The organism is Ructibacterium sp. SJQ-7 (assembly GCF_054696575.1).
Window position 1 is genome coordinate 457,821 of the sequence record NZ_CP195193.1, and the last position, 24,128, is coordinate 481,948.

Below are 24,128 nucleotides of genomic sequence, written 5' to 3' on the forward strand. Positions count from 1 at the left end.
ATTATTGTACCTCCTTCATTATGCTCTTAACCTTTTCCGCAACCTCATCGGGTGTCGGTATAATACCGCCCGTACGTCCGCAGAAATAAACAGGTGCACTGCATTCACACGCAAGCTTAATATCTTCAATCATTTGTCCGGTACTCATTTCAACGGACAAAAACGCTTTCGGTTTAACCGTTTTAAAAATCTTTTCAGGGAACGGCCAAAGTGTTATCGGACGTATAACGCCCACTTTTATTTCCTCTTCACGAAGTGACTTAACCGCCGTTTCGACAACTCTTGAAGTAATACCGTATGACGATATGATTATATCGGCGTCATCAATATCATGTGCCTCATATCGCTGCAAATTTTCTTTGACAACGTTATACTTTTCCTCACGCTCCAAAACTTTCTTTTCAAGCTCTGACGCCTCAAGATAAAGTGTTTCAACGACGTTTTTCTTACGTTTATTATCAGTTCCTCTTGCCGCCCAAGGTTTGTCGGCGTAAATCGGCTCAGGTATTGCATCTAAGTCGACAGGCTCCATCATTTGTCCCAAAGTACCGTCACCCAAAATCATAGTTGGGATTCTGTATTCATCGGAAATATTAAATGCTTCGGCTGTTAAATAAGCAAGCTCCTGTACGGAATTAGGTGCTAAAACAATTAAATGATAGTCACCGTGTCCGCCGCCTTTTACAGCTTGGAAATAGTCTGACTGTGCCGGTTGGATACCGCCGAGTCCCGGACCTCCGCGAACTATATTTACAATCACACACGGCAAATCTCCTGCCGCAAGATAGCTTATTCCCTCAGCCTTTAGACTTATTCCCGGACTTGATGAACTTGTCATTGTTCTCATTCCTGCCGCAGCCGCACCGTATACCATATTTATCGCTGAAACTTCACTTTCCGCTTGAAGAAATACTCCGTTTATTTTCGGCATTTTCTTTGCCATATATGCCGAAAGTTCCGTCTGCGGTGTTATCGGATAACCGAAAAAGTGACGACAGCCCGAACGAATTGCCGCCTCTCCTATTGCCTCATTACCTTTCATTAAAACCTTTTCACCCATCTGTCAGTCCTCCTCAATCGTGATAGCCGCGTCAGGACAAATTGTCGCACAAAATGCACAACCGATACATTTATCTTGTTCAAATATTTCAGCGGGTTTGTAACCCTTTTCATTCATTTTATCGTCCGATATTCTAAGAATTTTCTTAGGGCAGACACTTACGCAAAGTTCACAACTTTTACAACGTTCTTCGTTGAAGATAACTTTCTTCAAAAAAATCAACTCCTTTGTTGGGTTTTCACTGTATTTCCCACGGTCTTAAAATACAGATATTCATACGAAATACAGTATCCTTCAAATTCGTCGGAACGTTTGAAAGAGCCTTATCAATTCCGCAATTTTTTGTTATGACTATACCCATTTTCTTTGACAGCATTTTAATTTCATCGTATCCCGAAAATAAAGTATTTTCGTCTGTTTGGTCGGATAAATTCGTATTATTGTATATATCCGTAAATTTCAAACGTGATGCACTCTCTATTCTCTCTGCGATTTCAATTAATTCATCATTCGTTCTTGTCAGAGGACGTTTTGTATTAACAATAAAATGCATCTCATAACCGTATTTATCAAAATATTGTTTATACTGTCCTAAAGCCAATGCACCGTCATCGTCACCGCCGACGTCGAAAACAACAACAGAATTGTCATTATTAAACACGCTTAAAATATCAAGCGGCATTGTCGGCATATCAACATTTGACGACGCATAATTATTTGCAACAACTTTTATTCCGTTTTTCATTAGTACATTTCTTGCATCATTTGTTCTGAAATAAGGGTTTACAATATCCAAATCAACGATTACAACATCTTCGCCCTTCTTTTTCTCTTGTAGAGCAAAATTCAGTGCCACCTCAGTTTTTCCGCTGCCGAAATGACCTGTAAATATATGAATTCTATTTTTCATCTCAACTCCTATAAATAACAAATTCGTCAAAAATATAAATATATTATACCATAGCTTTTATAAAAATTCAACAACTTTATATAAATTATTCCTCTTTTTCGTACATAAATTCTTCAATTTTTTCTACAAATTCAAACTTTTTACTTCCTGCAATATATCCGCAATATGTCGCCAATATTGGCACTATAAGCATTAAAATACCCGAATAAATCGTATATGTTCCATTCGCCAATCCCATTATGCCGTTATACGGGAAACTCCAATAATAAAAAATTACATTAATTATTGTAGGCACAACTCCGTGAATACCGATTTCGTCACTGAACTTTGCCCATACAAATGCAAAAAGTGCCATCAAAATCGCTGTAACAACGGAAATAAGCACACCGAACATAGCACCTTTTAATTTACTCGGCTTTAGCGGTGTATACGATTTGTTATCTCTTATTGCAAAGTTTTTCGCAGGTATATACAGCATTGCAAAATTTACACCTATGAATATAACAGAAATTATTTCCTTGGCAATATTAATTGACAGGAAGTACCAAAACGCAACCAACCCGAACACAAATGCCACACCTGATGCCGCAACTTGCATTAACAGCATATATACAAACTGATATTTTACAGTTATTTTCATTGAATCTTTCATATAAAATACACTCCTTATATTATTTTCCTACGGATATTCCGGCAAGATACCCCGACGACCACGCCCACTGCAAATTATATCCACCGCAGTCACCGTCTATATCAAGTACTTCGCCTGTTGCGTACAAACCTCTTACAAGCTTTGATTCCATAGTATTTGGGTCAAAATCGTCTGTAATCACGCCGCCTTTTGTAACCTGTGCATTGTTCCACGACATTGTACCCGTAATTTTAAAATTCCATTTTTTTATTGTCAAACATATTCGTCTGATTTCCTTTTCACCCAGCGTTACCGCATATCTTGAAAGCGGCTCAATTCCGCAATATTTTAAAAGTGCCTGTCCGATACGTTTGTTAAACATTCCGACAAAGAAATTTTCAAGCGTAATTTTAGGGTTTTGATACATTCTTACATTTATCATATTATATAATTCGTCCTCTGAATATTCGCTCATTATATCAAGCGAAATCGACTCTTGATTTTTCAGCCGTGACGAAAGCGAGAACACCGCAGGGCCTGATAAACCGTATTCGGTAAACAAAACTTCACCGTATTCTTTAAAGTTACCGAGCGATACATTTGCATTCAGCTTTATACCTTTCAACTTCTTAACAACGTCCGTTTCTGTTTTAATCTGCACAAGTGACGGTGAAAGCTCCGTCACCTTATGACCGAAACTTTCTAAAATTTCATATCCGACACCTTTTGAACCTAAATTCGGTGCGGCTTTTCCTCCTGTTGCAACAATTACGTTGTCGGCATATTCGCTCTGTCCGTTATATGAAATAACATTAAAACCGCTTTTCTTTTTCTTCACTTTTTCGACTTCAAACGATGTTACAATCTTAACACCGAGCGAATCAAGTCTAAACCTCAAAACATCAAGCACCGCAGATGCTTGATCCGAATACGGATACACCTTTCCCTCATCTTCGGTTTTACTTACAATACCGAGTTCAGAGAAAAATTCAAGTGTTTCTTCCACCCAAAATTTATTTCTTGCACCCATTATAAATTTAGGATTTCTGCCGTGATAATTTTCAATATCGGCATTCATATTAGTCATATTACAGCGACCGTTGCCGGTTGCAAGTATCTTTCTGCCTACTCTTTCACCGCTTTCATATATCGTAACGCTGTTTCCGTTCTGTGCCGCAAATATCGCCGCAAAAAGTCCGGACGCCCCTCCGCCTATAACCGCAATTTTCTTACTCATTATTTTCACTTTCCTCTGACATTTTCTTCATTTCTCTGGCCGTAAAATAGTCCGACATAATCGCGCGAATTATCGCAAGAACAGGCACTGAGAACAACATTCCCATAAAACCGAACAATGCGCCGCCGACCGTAACAGCGAAAATAATCCACAAAGGTCTGATTTCAAGCGAATCCCCCATAATCTTAGGACCTAACAAATTTCCGTCAATTTGTTGAAGGACAAGCAAAACAATACCAGTCCAAACGCCTTTCCACACTCCGCCTGTGATGAACGTCACAATCAGCGAAATAACAAATGATATAATCGAACCGAAATACGGTATCATATCCATTGCACCGATAAACAAACCGAGTATAAGCGCATACTTAACATTCATAATCATAAGCACGATACTGCACACAACAGCCATTATAATACTGCACATAAGTCGGCTGTAAAGATAATTTGTAAAAATATCATTTATACGTTTTGCGTGTTCCGTAATTGAATTTGCACGCTTTTCTTTTAGGAATATTCCCATCAACCGAAAAATCCCCTTTTGCAGCCGTTCCTTGTCAATAAGCATATATATTGACGCAATCACCGCAACAAATATATCAAACAATCCCGTTGTCATATTGTATACACCCTGTGCGTACTTGCCGAACTGCGACATATCTATTGACGTAACTATCTTATTCATCTCACTGTACAAATCAATACCATTTGCAAACAAGCTTGATTTTTTGATAATTTCAAAGTTATTGATGTAGTCTTGGAATGAAGTTATATAATTCGGCAAATTGTTATACAAGTCCATAATATTCTTGTACAATGCCGGAATTAACATTCTCAAAATTGCCAGAACAGCCATAATCGCCAAAACATATATTGTTATAATACTTATACCAAGCGTATGTTTTTTTATAAATGACTTTTTCGATTTAGAAAGCCATTTTTGCATACGTTTTGCGGGTATGTTGAGGATATACGCAATTATAAATGCGATGAAGAACGGCTTTACCGCGTCAAAAATTTTAGCCAAATACTGCGTTATATTATTAAAGTTATCAAAAGTTTTGTACACTGCAATAACTGCCACACAAAATACAAATGCAATTATCCATCCGTAATATTTTTCAAATCTCTTCATTTTTTCTCCTTAATAATAAAGGACGGAAACACTTCCGCCCTTTTATCTAAAGCATATATTATTCAGAAACAATAACAACAAGCTTACCGATAAATACGCCGCCTGAAATTGTACCTTTAATTTCTACCTTTTGTCCGACTTTGATGTCTTTCATTTTCTTTGCAATACCTGCAGCCGTTACAAAAGTTGTATTTCCGTCTTTGCAGAATGCTTGTTTTGAATCTGTTGATCCCTCCGGCTGTACACTGATTACGCCGTAAGAAGTATTAATTCCCGTAACGACACCGGACATTGAACCCGATGATTCTTGAGTTGATGTTGCGACAATCTTTGTTATTGCGTCACTTTCAACTGTAAGTTTTACAATATCGCCGACTCTGAAATCATAAAGCGTCTTTTCTTCACCGTTTATAAGAATTTGTACGCCGCTTGGAATTTCATATGTCTGTTCCTTATTGTCAACCTTTACAACCATAATTGACTTAGTTGCAATAGTAAGTGACTGAATTGTACCTTCAACAACCTTTGTGCTTGAAGTTGCGTTGATTTGTGTGATTACACCGTACTTCAATGTAAGTGTAACCTTATCGCCCTTGTATATACTTGAAAGGTCAACAGTTGAAGTATTTTTCTTTACAACAACGTCACTGCTTACAGCATATGTTTTACCGTTGTAAGCATCATTTCCGTGGCTGATTGTTATTTTAATATCGTCACCGATTTCCATATCTTCGATTGTTGCACCGCTTATTGTAGTTGTCTTTGATTCGCCTGCAAGAGATGCGATTTTACCGTTTACAAGATTTACTGTTACAACGTCACCGTCTGCAAAACTTCTTACAGTTGCCGGTGAGCCGTCATATGTTACCGATATATTCGACGCACATTCATAAGTTTCGTTTTCTTCCGAATCGTCAGGCTTAATCTTTATTGATACAACGCCGGATTTAACAGATGAATTAACAAATCTGCCTGTGATTGTTCTGTCCGGTTCACTTGATACAGTGTCAACGCTTACAAGTGTATTACCCGACTTAACGAACACTGCCTCAACACCCGAAACAAGTCTTGACGCTTGTATTTCGTCACCAAGGCTCTTTATAACTGTACTGTCTGTATATGTGTATTGAGTTTCCTTGCCTTTTGAATTTGTTGCCGTGATTGTCTTGTTTTCGGTATCAACAGCTGTTATCTTATTCTTTTCAAATGTATAGTTTGTCTTGTCTACAGTTCTCGAAAGCATAACTGCCATTTGACTTCTCTTAACAGCTGTATTAGGTGAGAATAGGCCCTCTCCCATACCTTCCATAATTCCCGCATCTGTTGCATAAGACACGTACTGAATAGCATTTGACGGTACTTCACGTGCGTCTGTGTAATCAAGCACTACACCCAATTCTGAAAGTGCTTTTTCTTCGCCGCCCATTGCCTTAGTTATGATTATAGCAGCCTCATAACGTTTCATCGGTGTATCTTTTTCATCATCTTTTAGGTATGTATCAAGGTCTGTTTTCTTCAAAGCACCCTTATACATCAGATATGCGATTTCATCAGTCCCCCACTTTAAGCCGTACTCTTTTATAACACTGTCGAACTTATCGTGTGCGATTTTCAATAATTCAGTATTAGCAGAATCATTTGAACCCATTGCTCTTGCGAAAAGCGACAATGCCTCAAGTCTTGTTACATCATTGTCAGGTCTGAATGTATTGTCCTCATAACCCGAAATAAAGCCCTTGCCCGCCATATCATTAATATATGACTTTGCCCAAGCAAATTCTTCACTGTTAATATCAGTAAAGCGAATTGATGTTGACGGTGCTGCTGTAGGTGTAGCAATAGGTGTATCTGTTGTGGTATCTGTATCTGTCGGTGCCGCAAATGCAGGTGTTGTCATAGCAAGTGCAAGCAATATTGCCGACGCTGTTTTTATTACTCTTTTCATTATAATTTCTCCTTTTCCAAACATAACATTGGTTTACATATATCAATTTTAACATATCAGTTTTATTTGTGCAATAGCTTTTTGCGATTTAAACAAAAATTAACAAAAAATTAACTTTCGTAATGTTAATTATTGAGAACAAAACTCAGTTGCTACTTTAATATAGTCCGAAAACCTTTCACATTGTCAAATATTACAGCTTGAAACTTACTGTGTTATACTGTATTATCTCACTTGTGGTTGATAACAATTCACCCATTTGCTATTTAGGATAAGGGGCAACCCCAAAGGAGGTAATTTTTAAATGAACAATTTAAAAAAGCAGATTTTATCTGTCGCAGTTGCGACAAGTACAGTTCTTTCCTGTGTTCCTGTAAGTATGGCGGCTATTCCGGCTGACGTACAAGGTACACGTTACGAAGAACCTGTACAAGTTCTTTCGGCACTTAACATTATGGTCGGTGACGAAAACGGTGCTTACAGACTTGATGATACCATCATTCGTTCTGAAGTTGCCAAAATGGCAATACACGCACTTGGACTCGAAGATGCGGCAGAATCTTCAAAAGGTCAGACTATGTTTGACGACGTTTCAGCCGAACACTGGGCTAACGGCTATATAAACCTTGCAGTATCTCAAGGCATTATCGAGGGTGACGGTGACGGTAATTTCAGACCTAACGCACCTATTTCATATGCAGAGGCAATGACTATAATGGTTCGCGCAACAGGTTATACGGTATCAGCCGAAGAAAACGGCGGTTATCCTCACGGATATATGAAAACCGGTACTTCAAACGGTCTTGCAAAGAATGTTCAAGGCTCATATTCAGACAAGATTTCAAGAGGTAACGTTGCATACCTTACAACAAATGCACTTGAATCAAAACTAATGGAACAAACAGGTTTCGGTTCTGACGGCAAATATGAAATTACAGAAAAAACCCTTTTAAAAGACAAGTTAAAAGTCACAAAAGATACAGGTCGTATCACAGCAATAGAAAACACTTCCCTTACGGGTTCATCATCACTTGCAAAGGGACAAATCAAAATTGACAACAAAACTTACGAAACAGCCTACAATATGAATAATCTATTAGGTTACAACGTAACTTACTATGTGAAAAACGAGGGTAAAAATGATGAATCGGTTATTCTTGCAATGCCTATTCAAAATCAAAACAATGATTTGACAATCTCATCAGAGCTATTCTCAAAACTTACAACAAAGAACGGCAACACAGCCATTGAATATTTCAAAGATGAAAACACTTCAAAGACAAATACCGCAGAAATTTCATCAGACGCCACACTTATTTATAACGGTAAGTATCAGGCTATGGACAAAAACTTGATTGACCTTACAGATAAGTCGGGTAACATTACACTTCTTGACTCAAACAAGAACGGTAAATACGATATTGTTTTCGTAAAAAATTATGAAAACATCGTTGTAGACAGCGTTTCTTCAACAGGTAAAATTGTTGATAAGTATTCTCAAAAGGTGTTAAAGCTTGATGATACTGTTGACTTCAGAATTACAAAAGGTCTTGAAGAAATAAGCGTTTCAGATCTTGCGGAATATGATGTACTTTCAGTTGCGGCAAGTCTTGACAAAGAGCTTTACGAAGTTGAAGTAACAAACAAAACCGTTGAGGGCAAAGTAACCGGTAAAGACAGTAAGGGTGTTCTTATCAACGGTACAAAATACAAAGTTGCGGCAAACTACACCGATTCAATCGACATCGGCAGTGAGGGTGTATTCTATCTTGATACAGACGGCAAAATTGCTGCATTTGACGCATCAAAAACTCTAAGTTCAAACTATGCTTATTTGATGAAAGCATACTATACAAAGAACACAGAAAAAGCGTCATTCAAACTTTTTACAAAGGACGGAAAAGAAGTAACTCTTGACGCAAACAACAAGATAAAATTCAACGGTAAAAGCAATGTTAAAGCACTTGACGTTGTAAATTCACTAAACACATCTGAAGATGTAACAGCAAGTCAGCTTGTAACTTACAGCACAAATGCAGACAACAAAATCACTGCCATAAACACTGCCGTTGATAACAGTGAAAGCGGTGCGGTAAACACTGACAAGTTCACAAAGAACTATGACCTTACAAACGCAAAATTTTCAAAAACTCTTTCAAAAGTAGGCAATGTAAGAGTTGATGACAATACTGTTATATTCGATATTACAGAAAATACAGATGATTACGCAATAAGAAATATCGCTATGTTTGAGGACGGTCAGACATACAATGCGTCAGTTTATGATATGTCTGAAAACTATACCGCAAAAGTTATTGTTGTTACAAATTCACAAATTAACGCAGCAGCCGATTCTTCAATCGCAGTTGTTAAAGATATTGTGAAAGCAACAAATAATGATGATGAACAAACAGATATGCTTGTAGCACTTGTTGACGGCAAGGAAGTATCAATTTACGCAGAAAGCGAAAATATCCTTGTAAACGGTGACAGAAAGTTGCAAGAAGGCGACATCATTCAATACAAAACTAACTCAAAAGGCGAAATCGTAAGCATTAGATTACTTCTTGATATAACTGCAAAGAATAACGAATTTACACTAAACCCAACCGACAAACTTGAAATAGTATACGGCAAGGTTACAAAGAAATTTTCAAATTCCGTAAACGTATCTGTAAATGATTCAAATACAGTAAACTACACTATCCCGGCTGAAACACCTGTTTACAGCGTGGATACAACAAAATCAAAGAATCCGATTACAGTTGCTGAAATCAGTGATATTCAAAACTTTGATTCAGACGAAAATAACAGAATCTTCATAAAGATTTATGATGATGTAGTTTCTGAAATCGTAATTATCAAGTAATAACATTTAATCTATCAGCTTAAAATATCTTCTCTTTACACGACAAAACGGGTGTTCATTCAGAACACCCGCTTTATTTTAATTTTACCCTTTTATCTTGTGTTTTCCTACAACATAATTATACAATAAAAATTTTGGTAAATCAAACGTTTTTGAATGTTGTAAATAAAATGTAAGCGTTTCAGACATTGTTTGTAATCATAATGCAACATTCTACGACATAGTTTTCCAAAGCCCGTGTAAATTACAATATGAATACACCGTAACAGGCACATTTTCAGGTACTCCAAACGTTGCAATCGGATCGTCACCTTTTTTCAACGTAATACGCTGTTCAAGATATTTACTCTTTACTTCTATCCACTGTATGCTGTGTTCCTTACTCATCGGATGAAGCACACGCCCCACGCATACGGTTAAGTTATTCCCCTCCCTTTTGACTATTGGCAAATGTTTTTCTTCAAGAGCAATCAATTCATTCGCCTTTAATAATTCCATAGGCTTTCCGCAGCAAGTCAAATCATCACAGCAATGCGGTGTTATCGACTCCAATATCGCGTCACATACACCGCATTTATAAAATTTAGGTTCATAAAGCAATTTTGCCCTCGCCTCCTTTTTCTTTAGTATTTTCTAATTTTAGTAATTTATACTAAAACCACTCCGATAAAAATATAAATGCAAGTGCTATCAAAAGAAGTTTGTCGTCGCAATCGTCAATAAGTAATACCAATGCAACCACAATAAGTATTAAATCGTCAGTACCCAAACCGCTTAAAATTCCGCCGTTGTCGGGTTTGTCGAATTTTTTCTCAATTTTCTCCTCTTTACATTCTATTTCTTTTTTGGGTGGCGGCATAGGTTTCCTCATATCCTCATTACGTCGTTGTACCGGAATCGGCATATCATTATAGCTATACGTCCTATACATCTCGCCACCTCCAAAATCATATTATTTCTTCAGCATTTTTGTTACGTTTGTAAGCCCCAAAAGCCTTACCGCCGAATCAATAGAATGTTTTCTGCCCTCACGCATATACGGCTTTAACGAAAGGAGTAAATTTGTTCTCGGATCGTTTTTGTTCACCGCCATACTGTCCATAATATTTTTTATCTGCATAATTTGATTTAAACCGTTTGAACTGTCAATTCCCTCCGATGTATTATCCGCAGAAGAAAGTGAGTTCATTACAGTTTTAATTTTGTCTTCCGCGTCATCACCCAATATATTTTTGAGTGTATCCATTGCGTCTGCCATTTCACTCACCTCTTATAAATTTTTCATAATCTTCATTAAATCAGCCGTGCTGAGTCCCGATATTCTTTTTTTTACTTCATTTGGGTCAAGTTTTGAAAATTCCTGCAACAACTTATCTTTATCTGTTGAATTAATATGACTTTTTAATCTTCTTCCGTCTGCCGAATTTAAAAATTTATTTATCTCTCTTAACTGATTTTCATCAAAATCCTTTAACATTCTCTCTAACCTGTTCATAATTCACCATTCCTCTCTTAAAACATACTATGTTACCTCCTTTTATTATATTCCGCAATAAAAAAAATGAGTATGTCCAAAAACATACTCATCTAAAACAGTGTTTTATTCAACAACTTTTACGCTCTTTATGTCGCCAGAAGTTTTAACATACTTTGAATACAAATCTACATTTCTTCCGACAGACAATTCCGTACTGTCCTCAAGGATATAGTTATCGTCCGATTCCTTGCCTGTTGCTCTGATTGTCACATAGCAAGTATATCTTCCGGGCAATTCAGGGTTTTTAAGTTCACCCGACGCGGTTGTTGACTGCAATGTTGCATTTTCAACCTGCACATCAACAATTTCGCCCAAGTCTTTTTCAGACTTTTTATCTGTAACCTTGCCTTTTTTCTCAAGTGCGTCAACAGTATACTGTCTTACGCTTTCAACTTTAAGTACATATTCAAACTGTTTATTTGATTTAACCGCACCCGTAACACTGCTGCCGTATCTTGCCACAATTCCCACTATTACGGCAACAACAAGCACAACAACAAGAATATCAATAATGCTTACTTTTCCGCCGATTTTTCCGTTCTTATCCACGATACATACCTCCTTTAGTCATCTATTCCTATAACATAGCCTGTTGACGCATAACCTTTACCTCTTACAGGTATTTCCGCACCGACTTTAACTGCCGTACCTCCTGCCTTTATAGCAAGATCAGAAACATCTGTATCAGCCTCAATCGTCACATACACGTCATATTTACCTTCTATAACTTCGTTTGAGTAAGTACCGTCAATACTGTTGTAAACCATAGTTACAGCCGGTTTTGACTCAACATTTTTCACAACTCCGCCGTCTTTTTCCGTAAGACTGATTGTTACGTCATCGCCTACCGTGATTGCATTTGCAAAGTCCTCGTCTTTGTTTTGAACCATAACTGTAAAATCAACCTTTTCTTTTTCACTTCCGCTTGTAAACGACGGAAGAATTTTTATTGCACCAACAACGATAACCGCAAGTATAACCAAGATTATTATTGCGTCTATCGCAGTGAATTTTGCTTTCTTCTCTGACATTTATTTATCCTCCTCATTTCATCAAATCAAGATATACTTGTTCTGTTTGTTTCGTCATCGCCTGTGCCGTAAAAGTCTTTTGGAATATCTTTTTAGCACCTTGCGACATATAATCGTAAAGTTTTTGATCTGTAAGCAATACTTCAAGATTATCAGCCAAAGCCTTTGAATTTTGTTTCGGAACGATATATCCGTTTTGTCCGTTCTTTATAACCCCCGGATTACCTCCGAAATCCGAAACGACTGCCGGTATTCCAAGACTCATACCTTCAAGTAAAGCAAGCGATGTAGCCTCTGTACCGAATGATGCATTCGCCTGAACATCAGTTATACTCATAAGTTTATCTACATCAGATATAAAACCGGTAAATATAATCTGTTCCTGTCTGTTCATATTTTTAACTTTTTCTTTTAAGTGATTTTCATATGAACCTGTACCGGCAATATAAAATCTTGCTTTTATTCCTTTTTGCAAAAGTCTGTCCGCCGCCTCGATAAAATAATCGTGACCTTTTATATCCTCAAGACGTGCAACGATTGACACCGCTTTATATCCGTCGGGAAGATTGAAGCGTTCTTTTATAATTCGTTTTTCGTCTGTCGAAACAGGTGTAAGTCCGTCAACGCCGTTTAAAATGACTTTTATCTTGCTTTCCTTAACACCCGTATCAGTAAGGTTGTCCTTTGCCGCCTCTGCAACGGCAATAATACTGTCCGCATAATGATTGTTAATCATTCCGTTTATAACCTTGCCTATACCTCTCGATATTTTCTTTGACGGTTCAAATACGCTGTGACGCGTATAAACAACCTTTGCACCCGCTTGTTTTGCCGCAATTCTTGCTGACATACTTGCATGAGTATGAACAATATCGGGTCTTTCACGTTTAAATATCATTCTAAGTTCCTTTACCGCCGCAAAATCAAGCGACTTATCCGCAATTCCGTCAACCTCGATTACAGGTATATTCATCTTGTCAATATGCGGTTTTAAAAGGCTGTTTTTCGGAAGAACTACTTTTACGTCAAATGTGTTGTAATCAAAATTTTCAAGCAGTGTAAGAAGACATTTTCCCGCACCGCCTATGTTTGTATCCGAGGACACTTCTATTACTTTTATTTTTTTCATAGATTACTCCTTTCACAGAAATTCCAAACTAATTTAAAAATTGTTCACAGTACCGCTTTGCAGCTCACGGTGCCGTACATAGGTACTGCACCGAGCAAAAAGTGGTGTTGTGGGCAATTTTAGTCAGTCGTTTTTAAGTGTTTCAACGCTAAACCCAAACCTAACACCATAAAGAATACTGCCATTACTCTGTAGTTGTAGAATGTATAGTCAAACATACTCTGTGCCAAAAATCCTATTACACCGCTGCCCAAAGCCAATGCAAGCATTGAATCCGTGCTCTTTTTATCATCCATTCTGTATACATCAGACATTTTCTTTACAAATACGATTTGCATTACCAAGAATACTCCCAGTCCGCTTATACCTGCCTCAACAAGAAGTTGTAAGAACAAGTTATGTGAATGAGGTGCTATGATAGCGTTGTATGAGAAGAAAGGATATACCTGTGAAAATGCCGCCTCGCCCATACCTATACCGCCGAGCCAATAATGTTTCATCATTCCGAGCGTACCCATCCAAATATATACACGATACGATGTTGACGAGTCCTCCATATTGCCGACACTCATTATACGGTCAACAATAGTCTGCGGTATGATAAACGGCAATATACACAACACAATCGGTATAAAGCCCCACCATTTTCCTTCATAGAATGTTAAGAATATAACTACGCTCAGCATAAAGCCGATCCAACAGCCTCTTGACTGTGTAAGTACCAGACACAACGCAAGCACAAGGAACATTAATCCGTACGCCCATTTTGAAAGTTCTTTCCACTTGTTTTTAAGCATATATACCGCCGCAACAGGAAGTACCAAAAGCAAGTATTCGCCCAGTACGTTCGGATTGCCGAGTGTTGAATATACACGCATTGTTGCGTCTTCAAACATTTCTTCATCAATCCACGCATTTGAAGTTGTCCAACCGAATGCGTACTGCATTACACCGTAAAGTGCAACAAGTGCACCCGATATAACAAATATCTTAAACAATCCGTAAAGCTGTTCCTTTGTCTTAACCGTATTCACTACCACAAAGTAAAATGTTAGGAATACAAGATACATCGTCCATACTTTAAGACTTCCCATTCTTGCGAATGACGCAAGTGATGATACAAGCAATACTCCCAAAAGAAGTAATATACACATACCTACACCGTCAAACTTCCACTTGAAGTTTTCGTCAGAAAGCGATTTAATAACAAGTGACAAAGCCGTCCACAAACATATACCGGCAAGTATCATTGTCGGCATAAAAGGTGCTAAAAATACTGCCGCATATACACCCGTAATCGGTGCATACATAACAAGTACCATACCGAACAACGCAAAAGGTATTGCCAAGCCGTAAAGCTTTGAAACGCTCATTACCGCTCCGACAATAATACCGCACAAAAGTGCAAGTACAAGTCTTAGCTTGCCATTTGTATACTTTTCATCGTAAAATTCAAAATCAAGATTTTTAAATCCCGCCGCACTTTTGATTACACTTACGACCTTACTCGGATTTAAAAAAGACATAAGATTGAAGTTAAACACACTCATAATCGCGCCGATAACAGCGACAATCAAAGCGATTTTCGACAGGTGCATACCTACAATACTGTAACATACAACCGTTGCAAGAATCATTATACCGAAAAAACGTGTATTCACCGCCATAAAATTCTGTATATATACTCTCGCCCAATGACATATAAAACTGTTTTTTATGTTGCTTTCCACAAATTTTCCGATTTTCTTTTTTATAAAAGTTAAAAACGTAAACGGACATCTGACAATTCTTACCGCAACACTGTTTGACTCGTTTTGACCTATATTTCTGATCCAAGTCATAACAGAACTGTTTTTCCAAGAACCTGATATTCCGTTATATATCTTCATAAGCAATTTGCAAAGTCCGCTTTTTCTGAACGCATTTGCAAAGCTGTGACAAAATGCCGCTATTGAAGACAGTATAAAACTATTCATCTTCTCACCCTTTCTTTTTTATAATACTTTTTATATCGTCCTCGCCCGTAACAAAAATCATAATACCGTATATTATAACTCCTGTCACACCGCATATACCGCAAGTGAGGATATTGCCTACAACACCGTCAAATCTTGCACCTACAAATCCGTAAACGAAGAATACGCCTACTCCCATAACAGCCGCCGATATAACGGCTTTTATCATATTCAAAATATCTCTGCCTTTTATCATATCGGGATACTTTCTGTGCATACAGAACCAGTTCAAAACCGCATTCACGATTGAACCGCCTGCCGCCGCAAGTCCAAGTCCGTTGGTTGCCATTACATTATACAGTACATACGCAAGCAAAATATTTATAACCATACTTATAACCGAGTTTCTCATAGGCGTTCTGCTGTCCTGCAGCGAGAAAAATGCTTTTGACAAAATCTCATTAAGTCCGAGTCCAAGCATACCGACAGAATAGAATTTAAGCAATGTGCTTATTGCCTCAACATCCTCTGCACCCATTTTGCCGTAGCCGTAAATAACAGACGCAATCGGTTTTGAAAGAACTATAAATCCTGCCATAAGCGGTGCTATTACAATCACAATCGCACGCATTGAGCTTACTGTAAGTTTTTTCGCCTCATTGTCGTTTCCGTCCGCAACCGCACGTGCAAGTTTTGGGAATATCAAGTTTGTAACCACAAAACTGAATACTCCGACAACGATTATATACAGTCTGTTCGACTGCTGAATATATGTTACCGCAGAATCGATATTTGACGCAAATCTTTGATTGACTATTGAATAAAGCGGCTGTACCCAAGTTGATATAAGCATAGGTCCTGCAAGCAAAAGCATTTGCTTTATATACGGATCTTTAAACTTAAAATCAGGTCTGTACTTTACTCCGAATTTTTTTATCCAAGGTATCAGTATTATAAACTGCAAGCTCCATGCAATAACCATTGTTACCGACAAACCGTAAATACCGAACTTCTTGCCGAATACCACATAATAAAGTATAATAGCCAAATTCGATACAAGGCTTATTATTGACGGAATATTGTACTCGCCGAATGACTGCAACAATCCGACAAATGAAAATGCCAGTCCCGTAAATATTACCATCGGGAACATTATCGCGGTAAGCTGTGCCGCAAGATTGTGCTTGTCGGCTGTATAATTCGGTGCTTGTATGTTCACAAGTACATCTCTGAAAATTATTCCGCCCACAACGATAAATAAGGTTATACAGACAATAAGCGTTACGAACTTATTGACAAATTTCATTGCCTCGTCTTTGCCTCTTTTCGACATTATATCGTTGAAAACAGGTATAAATGCCGCAGATATAACTCCGCCGATTATGACATCGAACAACGTTGTAGGAATAGTTGACGCGGTTAAAAATGCGTCCGACTCCAAGCCGGAACCGAAATATGCTGTTAAAAGCGAATCTCTTACAAGTCCGAGTACCTTTGACAAAAGCGTTGCCATTGCCATAAAGCCTGCCGTCAGGAGCATTTTCTGTCCGGAAGTTTTTTCTTTCACAGCGTCACACTCCCTTTTTCATAAAGCTCAATCGCATATTTGCCGTTAAGCTTTGCTTTTTCTTTTAAATGGCTGTAATTTTCTTTTAAATCCTGCTTTATCGTGTCGTAATTTGCCACACATTCATCAAGCATTTTCTTTAAATTTTCATCTGTTACTTCATTTACGTCAACGTAGTGTCTTTGATGTGTGTATTCCATAAAACTGTTTATCTTAGGGTCATACACCAAACCGATAAGCGGTACGGAATTTATAGCCGCATAAATTAATGTATGAAGTCGCATACCGATACACATATCAAAGCATTTAATAATTGAAAGCATTCCCTCAACGGAATAACGTTTCTTGATAATTGCCGATTCGTGTTTCATTTTGCGTTTTATGTTCTGCATTATAGCTGTGTCACGACTTGACTGCATAGGAAGAAATACCGTATAGTAGCCGTATTTTTCGTATGCGTAGTCGCAAGCGTTCGCAATTTGAGTTTCAAAGTCACTGCCTAAGTTCTGCCACTTTCTTACCGACACTCCGAGCAGTTTTTTATCACTCGGAACACCCTCATTTTTCAAAATAGCCTTTCCGAGCTTTTCGTCTGCAATATCCAAATCAAGTGCAGGATCGGCTGTAACCTTTACATTTTTGTTTTCAATACCGATTTCACGCAATGTTTTATATGAACGTTCATCACGCAATGTTATAAGGTCAACTTTATCAAGTATTTTCTTGGTTTTCTTGATATTGCCCTTTCTTTCAAGCGGACCTATACCGTTTGAATAAAGCATAACTTTCATGTTTTTCTTTTTTGCCATTGCAATAACCGTAAGATAATACCAAAGTGACTTTGTACTTGTTCTGTCCTGTATCAGTGTACCGCCGCCGGAAATAAGCATATCTGCCTTTTTCATATGTTTGGCAATCTTTAATACATTCAATCGATTTATAGATTTAACCTTGTAATATTCCATTGTTTCGGCAGGGTTTGCACTTAAAACAACTATGTTCGGACTTTCCTTATACTGCTTTAAATCATTTATAATCGCCTGCAAAAGTGCGTCATCACCGCTGTTTTTAAAGCCGTAATAACCTGATATAAGAATTTCTTTGTTTTTCTGCAATGCCCAATCATAAACCTTTATACTGTCATCAGCCATACGAGTTACGGAATATTCTTTCTTAATAAGTTCTCTGCCGTATTCGCCGAGTTCTTTCTGCTTATTTTCGTCAAGATTGAAGAATTTAAGTACATCACGTTTTATAAGCTCACTGTCCGACATTTCACAACCGCGGCAACAGAAGTTAGTATCAATGCCGACCGCAAGTTTGCTTTCGTCAAACAATCCGATATATCCCTCATTACCTGCAATTATAACAGGCTTGTCCGCCGCCATTGCCTCAAGAGCCGCACGACTCACACCCACAAACAGTTTACACGGTGCAATAAGTTTATTTATATCTGTTCTTGCACCTGTAAGTACAATGACATCACGACCCAACTTTTGATTTACGCTGTCAGCCATAGTTTTTACATTATCATAATCATCGCCCGCACCGACAACTATAACTTTTAAATTATTAACCGCTTTGTCGATTTCGGGAACTGCTTCGATAAGCTGCTTTGCAACAAGGCTTCTTGATTCGTCCAAACGGCTTACATAAGTTATAACCGTATCGTCATCTTTTATACCGAGTTCCTTTTTTATATCTTCACAATCTGTTTTAGGTGAAAACTTTTCAGTATCAATACCGTTTATCGTAACATTTATATCACCTGCCGGTATGTGATAGTTGTCCATTAAGTAGGTCTTTATATCCTCCGACACCGCAACAGTCTTTTCACCCCAATCGGTTATATATTTAAGACCGTAGCCTGTATTAAATACCCAATGTGCCGTTGTCACAAACGGAAACTTCATTCTCTTTTGAAGTTTTCCCAATATAAAAGAAGGGATTCTAGCGTGAGAATGAACTATGTCTATTTTTTCGTCTTTAATTATCTTCTTCAAAAGTCTTGCCGATTTCAGCATATTCAAAGGATTTTTATTCTGCAAAGGTACTGCGTAATGCTTTATTCCCGAGTCCTCGAGTTCCTTTACATAAACACCGCCGTTTGATGTAACAATTACATTAAAGCCTTTTCTTTTAAGCTCTTTTGCAAGTTCGACAACGTGTGTTTCCGCACCTCCGATATTTAACTGCATCAATGATAAAAGGATATTTGCACCTTTTTCCAAAGTACTCACCTGCTCTTTCATACATACTTATTTTTTATTATATCATATTCTGTATTAAATTTCAATCACTGTTTTTGTCGGCAACTTATATACTATGTTACAGCAATATTCACAAAATATCTGACATTTATCAAAAAGTATTTTACAAATTGTTTGCGATGTAGTATAATAAATTCATTATTATAAAATCAAGAGAGGTATTTTCTTATGAACAACAAAAAAAGAAGCATGTTTTCAGGCGGATTCGGATTTGTTCTTGCTGCGGCAGGAAGTGCGGTAGGATTGGGTAATATTTGGCGTTTTCCTTACCTCGCCGCAAAATACGGCGGAGGTATATTCTTATTATTCTACATACTTCTTGTCGTAACATTCGGTTTTTCACTTATGATTGCCGAAAACGCAATCGGACGTAAAACAGGTAAGAGCGGACTTTGTGCATTCCGCGAACTTAGTAAAAAATGGGGATTTATCGGAATTATCGCAACGCTTATTCCCATGATTATTCAGCCTTACTACAACGTAATCGGCGGTTGGGTTATCGAATATGCAACAAAATATGTAACAGGCAATCATCAGCTTTTGGCACAAGACAATTTCTTTACTGATATGCTTGCATCACCGCAAAGACTTCTTATTTATCAGTTTATATTCTCGGCAATTACGACTTTTGTAATTTTAAGAGGTGTTCAAAAAGGCGTTGAAAAGTTCAGTACAATACTTATGCCGGTACTTATCGTACTTGCAATAATTGTTGCGGTGTACTCAATTACACTTCCGGGTGCTATGACGGGTGTTAAGTATTTCTTCGTTCCCGACTTTTCAAACTTTTCAATTCAAGGTGTGCTTGCCGCAATGGGACAAATGTTCTACTCACTGTCGCTTGCGATGGGTATTATGATTGCATACGGCTCATACTTGCCTAAAGACAGTGACCTTGAAAAGAATGTAGGCAGAATTGAACTTTTCGATACAGCTATCGCTATATTGGCAGGTCTTATGATTGTTCCGGCGGTATTCGCTTTTTCAGGCGGTGACCAAAGTGCTTTGGGCAAAGGTCCAAGCCTTATGTTTGTGACATTGCCAAAGGTATTTGAAAGCATGGGTATGGCAACGGTTATAGGAAGTGTATTCTTCATACTTGTTCTGCTTGCCGCACTTACCTCTTCCATTTCAATTATGGAGGCTATCGTTTCTTCGCTTTGTGACCGTTTCGGTTGGGACAGAAATAAGACAACAATCTGTGCAGGTATCGGTTCTTTCTTATTCGGTATACCGCCGATTTTAGGATACAATGTTTGGGATAAAGCGACTTTAGGCGGTATGACAATTCTTGATATGATGGACTTTGCCACAAATTCAATACTTATGCCTATATGCGCATTGCTTACCTGTATATTTGTCGCATACGTTATCGGCGTCAACTCAATACACGATGAAGTACGCATATCATCAGCATTCAAACGTCAAAAACTTTTCGATATTATGATTAAATACGTTGCACCTGTGTTTATCGTTGCAATATTGATTTCTTCAATACTTGAAGCACTCGGAATTATAAAATTCTAAAAAAATAAGCGTTCACTAAATGTGAACGCTTTTAATTTTTGTCTTATTTTGTAACAACTCTGTGGAATGTCTTTTTACCCTTTTTGATAATCATACCTTCATCTGTAATCATATCTTCCGTAACAACACCGTTTACGTCATTGTATTTTACATCATTGATTGAAAGACCGTTTTGTTGAACAAGACGTCTTGCCTCACCCTTCGACGGCAACAATCCTGTCTTAACAAGCATATCAAGTACACCCATTCCGACAACGTCAGGTATAACGCTTGTCGGCATATCTGCACTTACTCCGCCTTTAGCGAATACTTCTTCTGCTGTTTTCTTAGCTTTTTCAGCCTCTTCTTCACCGTGTACGAGCTTTGTTACTTCATAAGCAAGAATTCTCTTAGCTTCGTTAAGTTCCTTACCTTCCCACTTTTCCATTTTACGAATTTCGTCCATAGGAACGAATGTAAGAAGTTTTAAGCACTTAATAACGTCAGCATCTTGTACGTTTACCCAATACTGATAGAAATCGTACGGAGTAGTCTTTTTAGGGTCAAGCCAAACAGCACCCGATTGTGTCTTACCCATTTTCTTACCTTCACTGTTTGTAAGCAAAGTAAATGTCATACCGTAAACCTGCTTTTGGTCCTTACGTCTGCAAAGGTCGATACCGCCAAGAATGTTACTCCACTGGTCGTCGCCGCCCAATTCGATTTTACAGTCATACTTACGGTTAAGCATTAAGAAGTCATAGCTCTGCATAAGCATATAGTTAAATTCAAGGAATGAAAGTCCCTTTTCAAGTCTTTGCTTAAAGCATTCGGCAGTAAGCATTTTATTTACTGAGAAACATGAACCGATGTCACGCAAAAATTCCACATAATTAAGGTCTAAAAGCCAATCGGCATTGTTTACCATTATAGCTTTATCGTCCGAGAAATCAATAACTCTTGATAACTGCTGTTTGAAACATTCACAGTTATGGTCAATTATTTCCTTAGTCATCATCTGACGCATATCGGTTCTTCCCGACGGGTCACCGATATGACCTGTACCGCCGCCGACAAGGGCAATCGGTCTGTGTCCGTAATTCTGCATATGTCGCATTACGACCATCTGCAAAAAGTGTCCTACATGAAGGCTGTCTGCTGTTGGGTCAAAGCCAATATAGAACGTAACTTTTTCCTTTCCTAATAATTCTCGTATCTCTTGTTCGTGTGTTGTCTGGGCAATAAGTCCACGCTCCAGCAAAACGTCATATACATTATCTTGCATATTCTTTTCCTCCTTCATTAGTGTATTGCCACGAGTACGGCAATCTGTTACATTATACACCATAAGACAAAGTTTTGCAAGATTTTTTTTCTAAATATTGTTTGAACCGAGTAAATTATGATATTTCAGATAATCCTGAGGATTTGTGCTTATAATTCTCTCCACACGTCCGTCTGTCAATTCAAGTGTCACGTTGTTATACATTTTTAGATGTCTTTGTCTTATTTGAGTATTGTCGAAAAACACAACATCTGTCGGCACTATTGAATAAATCATTTTTTATTTTCTCTCTCCTTTTCTATCAGCTCATACATTTTTTCAAGTGCGTCTTTAAGTCCGCCCATTTCATTTATAAGCCCATATTCAACCGCCTTTTTTGCAAATAATATACTCCCCACGTCGTTTGCTATTTCATCAGTCGTGAGCATTAACTGTTTAAATTTGTTGTATGATATATTTGAGTTGGAAACAACAAAATCAATTATTCTGTCCTGCATATTCTGAAAATATTGAAATGTCTGCATAACGCCGATTACAACGCCGTTCATTCTGAGTGGATGCACTGTCATAGTTGCGGTCGGTGCAATGAATGAATAGTCTGTCGCAACCGCAAGCGGTACACCTATACTGTGTCCACCGCCCAAAACAAGCGAAACGGTGGGTTTACTCATTCCGGCTATCATTTCAGCTATCGCCAATCCCGCCTCAACGTCACCGCCTACCGTATTTAAAAGCACCATAAGTCCGTCAATTTCTGGATTTTCCTCAATCGCTATAAGCTGCGGCAGAACGTGTTCGTATTTCGTTGTCTTGTTCTGCGGCGGCAATACCATATGCCCCTCAACCTGACCGATTATATTCAGACAATGTATATTACCTCTCGGATTTTTTGTTTCAACACTTCCCAAATCCTCAATATTCCGTCGTTCCTGTTCCGCTATATTACTTTCTGTATCTGTATCATTTATCACTGTACACACCTCCGTACTATACTTATTATAATGCTTTTGGGTATAATTTATACATATTGCAAATTTTCTGTTATATTATAATTAATGATAATCTATTGTAATATATACTGTTTTGTGTTATAATAAACGTTAGTATATTAAGCAAGGGAGTGGATATATATGCCTATAAAGATACCGGACAAACTTCCGGCAACAGCACAGCTCAGAAAAGAAAATATTTTTGTTATGAGCGAAAAAAAGGCTATGCACCAAGATATTCGTCCGCTTAAAATTGTAATAGTGAACTTGATGCCGACTAAAATAGCTACCGAAACACAGCTTTTAAGACTGCTTTCAAATTCACCGTTACAAATTGAAATAGATTTTCTGCAAATGGATACACACGAATCAAAAAACACACCGTCAGAACATTTGGCAACATTTTATACAACCTTTGATGAAATAAAAGATTCAAAATATGACGGAATGATTATAACAGGTGCGCCTGTTGAAAACCTTGAATATGAAGATGTTGATTATTGGGGCGAGCTTACACGCATAATGGATTGGTCCAAAACTCACGTCACTTCAACATTGCACATATGTTGGGCGGCACTTGCCGGTCTTTACTATCATTACGGTGTGCCGAAGCATCCGTTAAAAGAAAAATGTTCGGGAGTTTTTAAACACAAGGTGAACAGACGCACGGCAAAGCTTGTACGAGGTTTTGACAATGAATTTTACGCACCGCATTCACGTTTTCAGGAAGTGCGTGCAGAGGATATAAAAAAGGTTAAAGAGCTTGAAATTCTTTGTGATTCAAAAGAGGCGGGCGTGTATATCGTATTTACAAAAGGCGGCAGACGTATTTTTGTAACAGGTCACGCAGAATACGACGCAACAACGTTGCGTGATGAATATTTCAGAGATTTGGACAAAGGTAAAAATCCGATAATACCAAAACACTATTTCCCTAATGACGATCCTACAAAAAAACCGATCGTCCGTTGGCGTTCTCACGCTAATTTGTTATTCTCAAATTGGCTCAATTACTTTGTATATCAAATCACACCTTATGATATTGACAGCATAAACTAAAAAGTCTGACCCT

General features: G+C 37.9%; 23 protein-coding genes. 3 read left to right on the forward strand and 20 right to left on the reverse strand.

Annotation, left to right across the window (positions count from 1 at the left end; translation table 11 throughout):
- Position 1: 1 nt before the first annotated feature.
- The 7 genes from vorB to ACSAMO_RS02115 all read right to left on the reverse strand — a co-directional run bounded on the left by vorB (position 2) and on the right by ACSAMO_RS02115 (position 6,918).
- Positions 2 to 1,060, reverse strand: coding sequence for a 3-methyl-2-oxobutanoate dehydrogenase subunit VorB (gene vorB / locus ACSAMO_RS02085; protein WP_499209716.1), 1,059 nt, complete (start codon positions 1,058 to 1,060; stop codon positions 2 to 4).
- Between the two features lie 3 nt (positions 1,061 to 1,063).
- On the reverse strand, positions 1,064 to 1,273 hold the full coding sequence (locus tag ACSAMO_RS02090) for a 4Fe-4S dicluster domain-containing protein (protein ID WP_022230242.1): 210 nt from the start codon (positions 1,271 to 1,273) through the stop codon (positions 1,064 to 1,066).
- Positions 1,274 to 1,298: 25 nt separating this feature from the next.
- Positions 1,299 to 1,970: an ATP-binding protein gene (locus ACSAMO_RS02095; protein WP_499209717.1), complete on the reverse strand. Its 672-nt coding sequence runs from the start codon at positions 1,968 to 1,970 to the stop codon at positions 1,299 to 1,301.
- Between the two features lie 85 nt (positions 1,971 to 2,055).
- Positions 2,056 to 2,622 (reverse strand): hypothetical protein, encoded by a 567-nt coding sequence (locus ACSAMO_RS02100; protein WP_499209718.1) that lies wholly within the window; start codon positions 2,620 to 2,622, stop codon positions 2,056 to 2,058.
- A 19-nt stretch (positions 2,623 to 2,641) separates the two neighbouring features.
- Entirely contained in the window at positions 2,642 to 3,838 is a 1,197-nt protein-coding gene (locus tag ACSAMO_RS02105; RefSeq protein WP_499209719.1) for a BaiN/RdsA family NAD(P)/FAD-dependent oxidoreductase, read from the reverse strand.
- The gene (locus tag ACSAMO_RS02110) at positions 3,831 to 4,973 is read right to left on the reverse strand and encodes an AI-2E family transporter (RefSeq protein WP_499209720.1); all 1,143 of its coding nucleotides are present in this window, start codon (positions 4,971 to 4,973) and stop codon (positions 3,831 to 3,833) included. The genes ACSAMO_RS02105 and ACSAMO_RS02110 overlap by 8 nt, the downstream gene beginning before the upstream one ends.
- Before the next feature lie 58 nt (positions 4,974 to 5,031).
- Complete coding sequence (locus ACSAMO_RS02115) at positions 5,032 to 6,918, reverse strand: S-layer homology domain-containing protein (RefSeq protein WP_499209721.1); 1,887 nt, start codon at positions 6,916 to 6,918, stop codon at positions 5,032 to 5,034.
- Positions 6,919 to 7,222: 304 nt separating this feature from the next.
- Here ACSAMO_RS02115 and ACSAMO_RS02120 point away from each other — a divergent pair, with 304 nt between their 5' ends.
- On the forward strand, positions 7,223 to 9,787 hold the full coding sequence (locus ACSAMO_RS02120; RefSeq protein WP_499209722.1) for an S-layer homology domain-containing protein: 2,565 nt from the start codon (positions 7,223 to 7,225) through the stop codon (positions 9,785 to 9,787).
- A 213-nt stretch (positions 9,788 to 10,000) separates the two neighbouring features.
- Here ACSAMO_RS02120 and ACSAMO_RS02125 read toward each other — a convergent pair whose 3' ends face one another.
- From ACSAMO_RS02125 to csaB, 10 genes are all read right to left on the reverse strand, one after another.
- Positions 10,001 to 10,387 carry a desulfoferrodoxin family protein gene (locus tag ACSAMO_RS02125; RefSeq protein ID WP_499209723.1) on the reverse strand — a complete coding sequence of 129 codons (387 nt, stop codon included), beginning with the start codon at positions 10,385 to 10,387 and terminating at the stop codon, positions 10,001 to 10,003.
- 52 nt (positions 10,388 to 10,439) lie between these two features.
- Entirely contained in the window at positions 10,440 to 10,718 is a 279-nt protein-coding gene (locus tag ACSAMO_RS02130) for a hypothetical protein (protein ID WP_118445641.1), read from the reverse strand.
- 21 nt (positions 10,719 to 10,739) lie between these two features.
- A complete protein-coding gene (locus ACSAMO_RS02135) occupies positions 10,740 to 11,045 on the reverse strand; it encodes a hypothetical protein (RefSeq protein WP_022230233.1) in 306 nt (101 codons plus the stop codon).
- A 12-nt stretch (positions 11,046 to 11,057) separates the two neighbouring features.
- On the reverse strand, positions 11,058 to 11,282 hold the full coding sequence (locus ACSAMO_RS02140) for a hypothetical protein (protein WP_117966272.1): 225 nt from the start codon (positions 11,280 to 11,282) through the stop codon (positions 11,058 to 11,060).
- 105 nt (positions 11,283 to 11,387) lie between these two features.
- The gene (locus tag ACSAMO_RS02145; RefSeq protein ID WP_022230231.1) at positions 11,388 to 11,873 is read right to left on the reverse strand and encodes a DUF4330 domain-containing protein; all 486 of its coding nucleotides are present in this window, start codon (positions 11,871 to 11,873) and stop codon (positions 11,388 to 11,390) included.
- 14 nt (positions 11,874 to 11,887) lie between these two features.
- Positions 11,888 to 12,355, reverse strand: coding sequence for a DUF4330 domain-containing protein (locus tag ACSAMO_RS02150; protein WP_499209724.1), 468 nt, complete (start codon positions 12,353 to 12,355; stop codon positions 11,888 to 11,890).
- Positions 12,356 to 12,368: 13 nt separating this feature from the next.
- On the reverse strand, positions 12,369 to 13,484 hold the full coding sequence (locus ACSAMO_RS02155; protein ID WP_117966281.1) for a glycosyltransferase family 4 protein: 1,116 nt from the start codon (positions 13,482 to 13,484) through the stop codon (positions 12,369 to 12,371).
- Between the two features lie 119 nt (positions 13,485 to 13,603).
- On the reverse strand, positions 13,604 to 15,460 hold the full coding sequence (locus tag ACSAMO_RS02160) for an O-antigen ligase family protein (protein WP_499209725.1): 1,857 nt from the start codon (positions 15,458 to 15,460) through the stop codon (positions 13,604 to 13,606).
- 4 nt (positions 15,461 to 15,464) lie between these two features.
- A complete protein-coding gene (murJ, locus tag ACSAMO_RS02165) occupies positions 15,465 to 17,006 on the reverse strand; it encodes a murein biosynthesis integral membrane protein MurJ (protein WP_499209726.1) in 1,542 nt (513 codons plus the stop codon).
- On the reverse strand, positions 17,003 to 19,237 hold the full coding sequence (gene csaB / locus ACSAMO_RS02170; RefSeq protein ID WP_499209727.1) for a polysaccharide pyruvyl transferase CsaB: 2,235 nt from the start codon (positions 19,235 to 19,237) through the stop codon (positions 17,003 to 17,005). The genes murJ and csaB overlap by 4 nt, the downstream gene beginning before the upstream one ends.
- A 207-nt stretch (positions 19,238 to 19,444) precedes the next feature.
- Here csaB and ACSAMO_RS02175 point away from each other — a divergent pair, with 207 nt between their 5' ends.
- Positions 19,445 to 20,803, forward strand: coding sequence for a sodium-dependent transporter (locus ACSAMO_RS02175; protein ID WP_118445636.1), 1,359 nt, complete (start codon positions 19,445 to 19,447; stop codon positions 20,801 to 20,803).
- Positions 20,804 to 20,846: 43 nt separating this feature from the next.
- Here ACSAMO_RS02175 and tyrS read toward each other — a convergent pair whose 3' ends face one another.
- The 3 genes from tyrS to ACSAMO_RS02190 all read right to left on the reverse strand — a co-directional run bounded on the left by tyrS (position 20,847) and on the right by ACSAMO_RS02190 (position 23,038).
- On the reverse strand, positions 20,847 to 22,067 hold the full coding sequence (tyrS, locus tag ACSAMO_RS02180; RefSeq protein ID WP_337869015.1) for a tyrosine--tRNA ligase: 1,221 nt from the start codon (positions 22,065 to 22,067) through the stop codon (positions 20,847 to 20,849).
- Between the two features lie 90 nt (positions 22,068 to 22,157).
- Complete coding sequence (locus ACSAMO_RS02185; protein ID WP_022228839.1) at positions 22,158 to 22,343, reverse strand: YlzJ-like family protein; 186 nt, start codon at positions 22,341 to 22,343, stop codon at positions 22,158 to 22,160.
- The gene (locus ACSAMO_RS02190) at positions 22,340 to 23,038 is read right to left on the reverse strand and encodes a ClpP family protease (RefSeq protein WP_499209728.1); all 699 of its coding nucleotides are present in this window, start codon (positions 23,036 to 23,038) and stop codon (positions 22,340 to 22,342) included. The genes ACSAMO_RS02185 and ACSAMO_RS02190 overlap by 4 nt, the downstream gene beginning before the upstream one ends.
- A 159-nt stretch (positions 23,039 to 23,197) precedes the next feature.
- On the opposite strand from ACSAMO_RS02190, the gene metA reads away from it, so the two are divergent.
- The gene (gene metA, locus ACSAMO_RS02195) at positions 23,198 to 24,115 is read left to right on the forward strand and encodes a homoserine O-acetyltransferase MetA (protein WP_022228841.1); all 918 of its coding nucleotides are present in this window, start codon (positions 23,198 to 23,200) and stop codon (positions 24,113 to 24,115) included.
- The last annotated feature ends 13 nt before the right edge of the window (positions 24,116 to 24,128 follow it).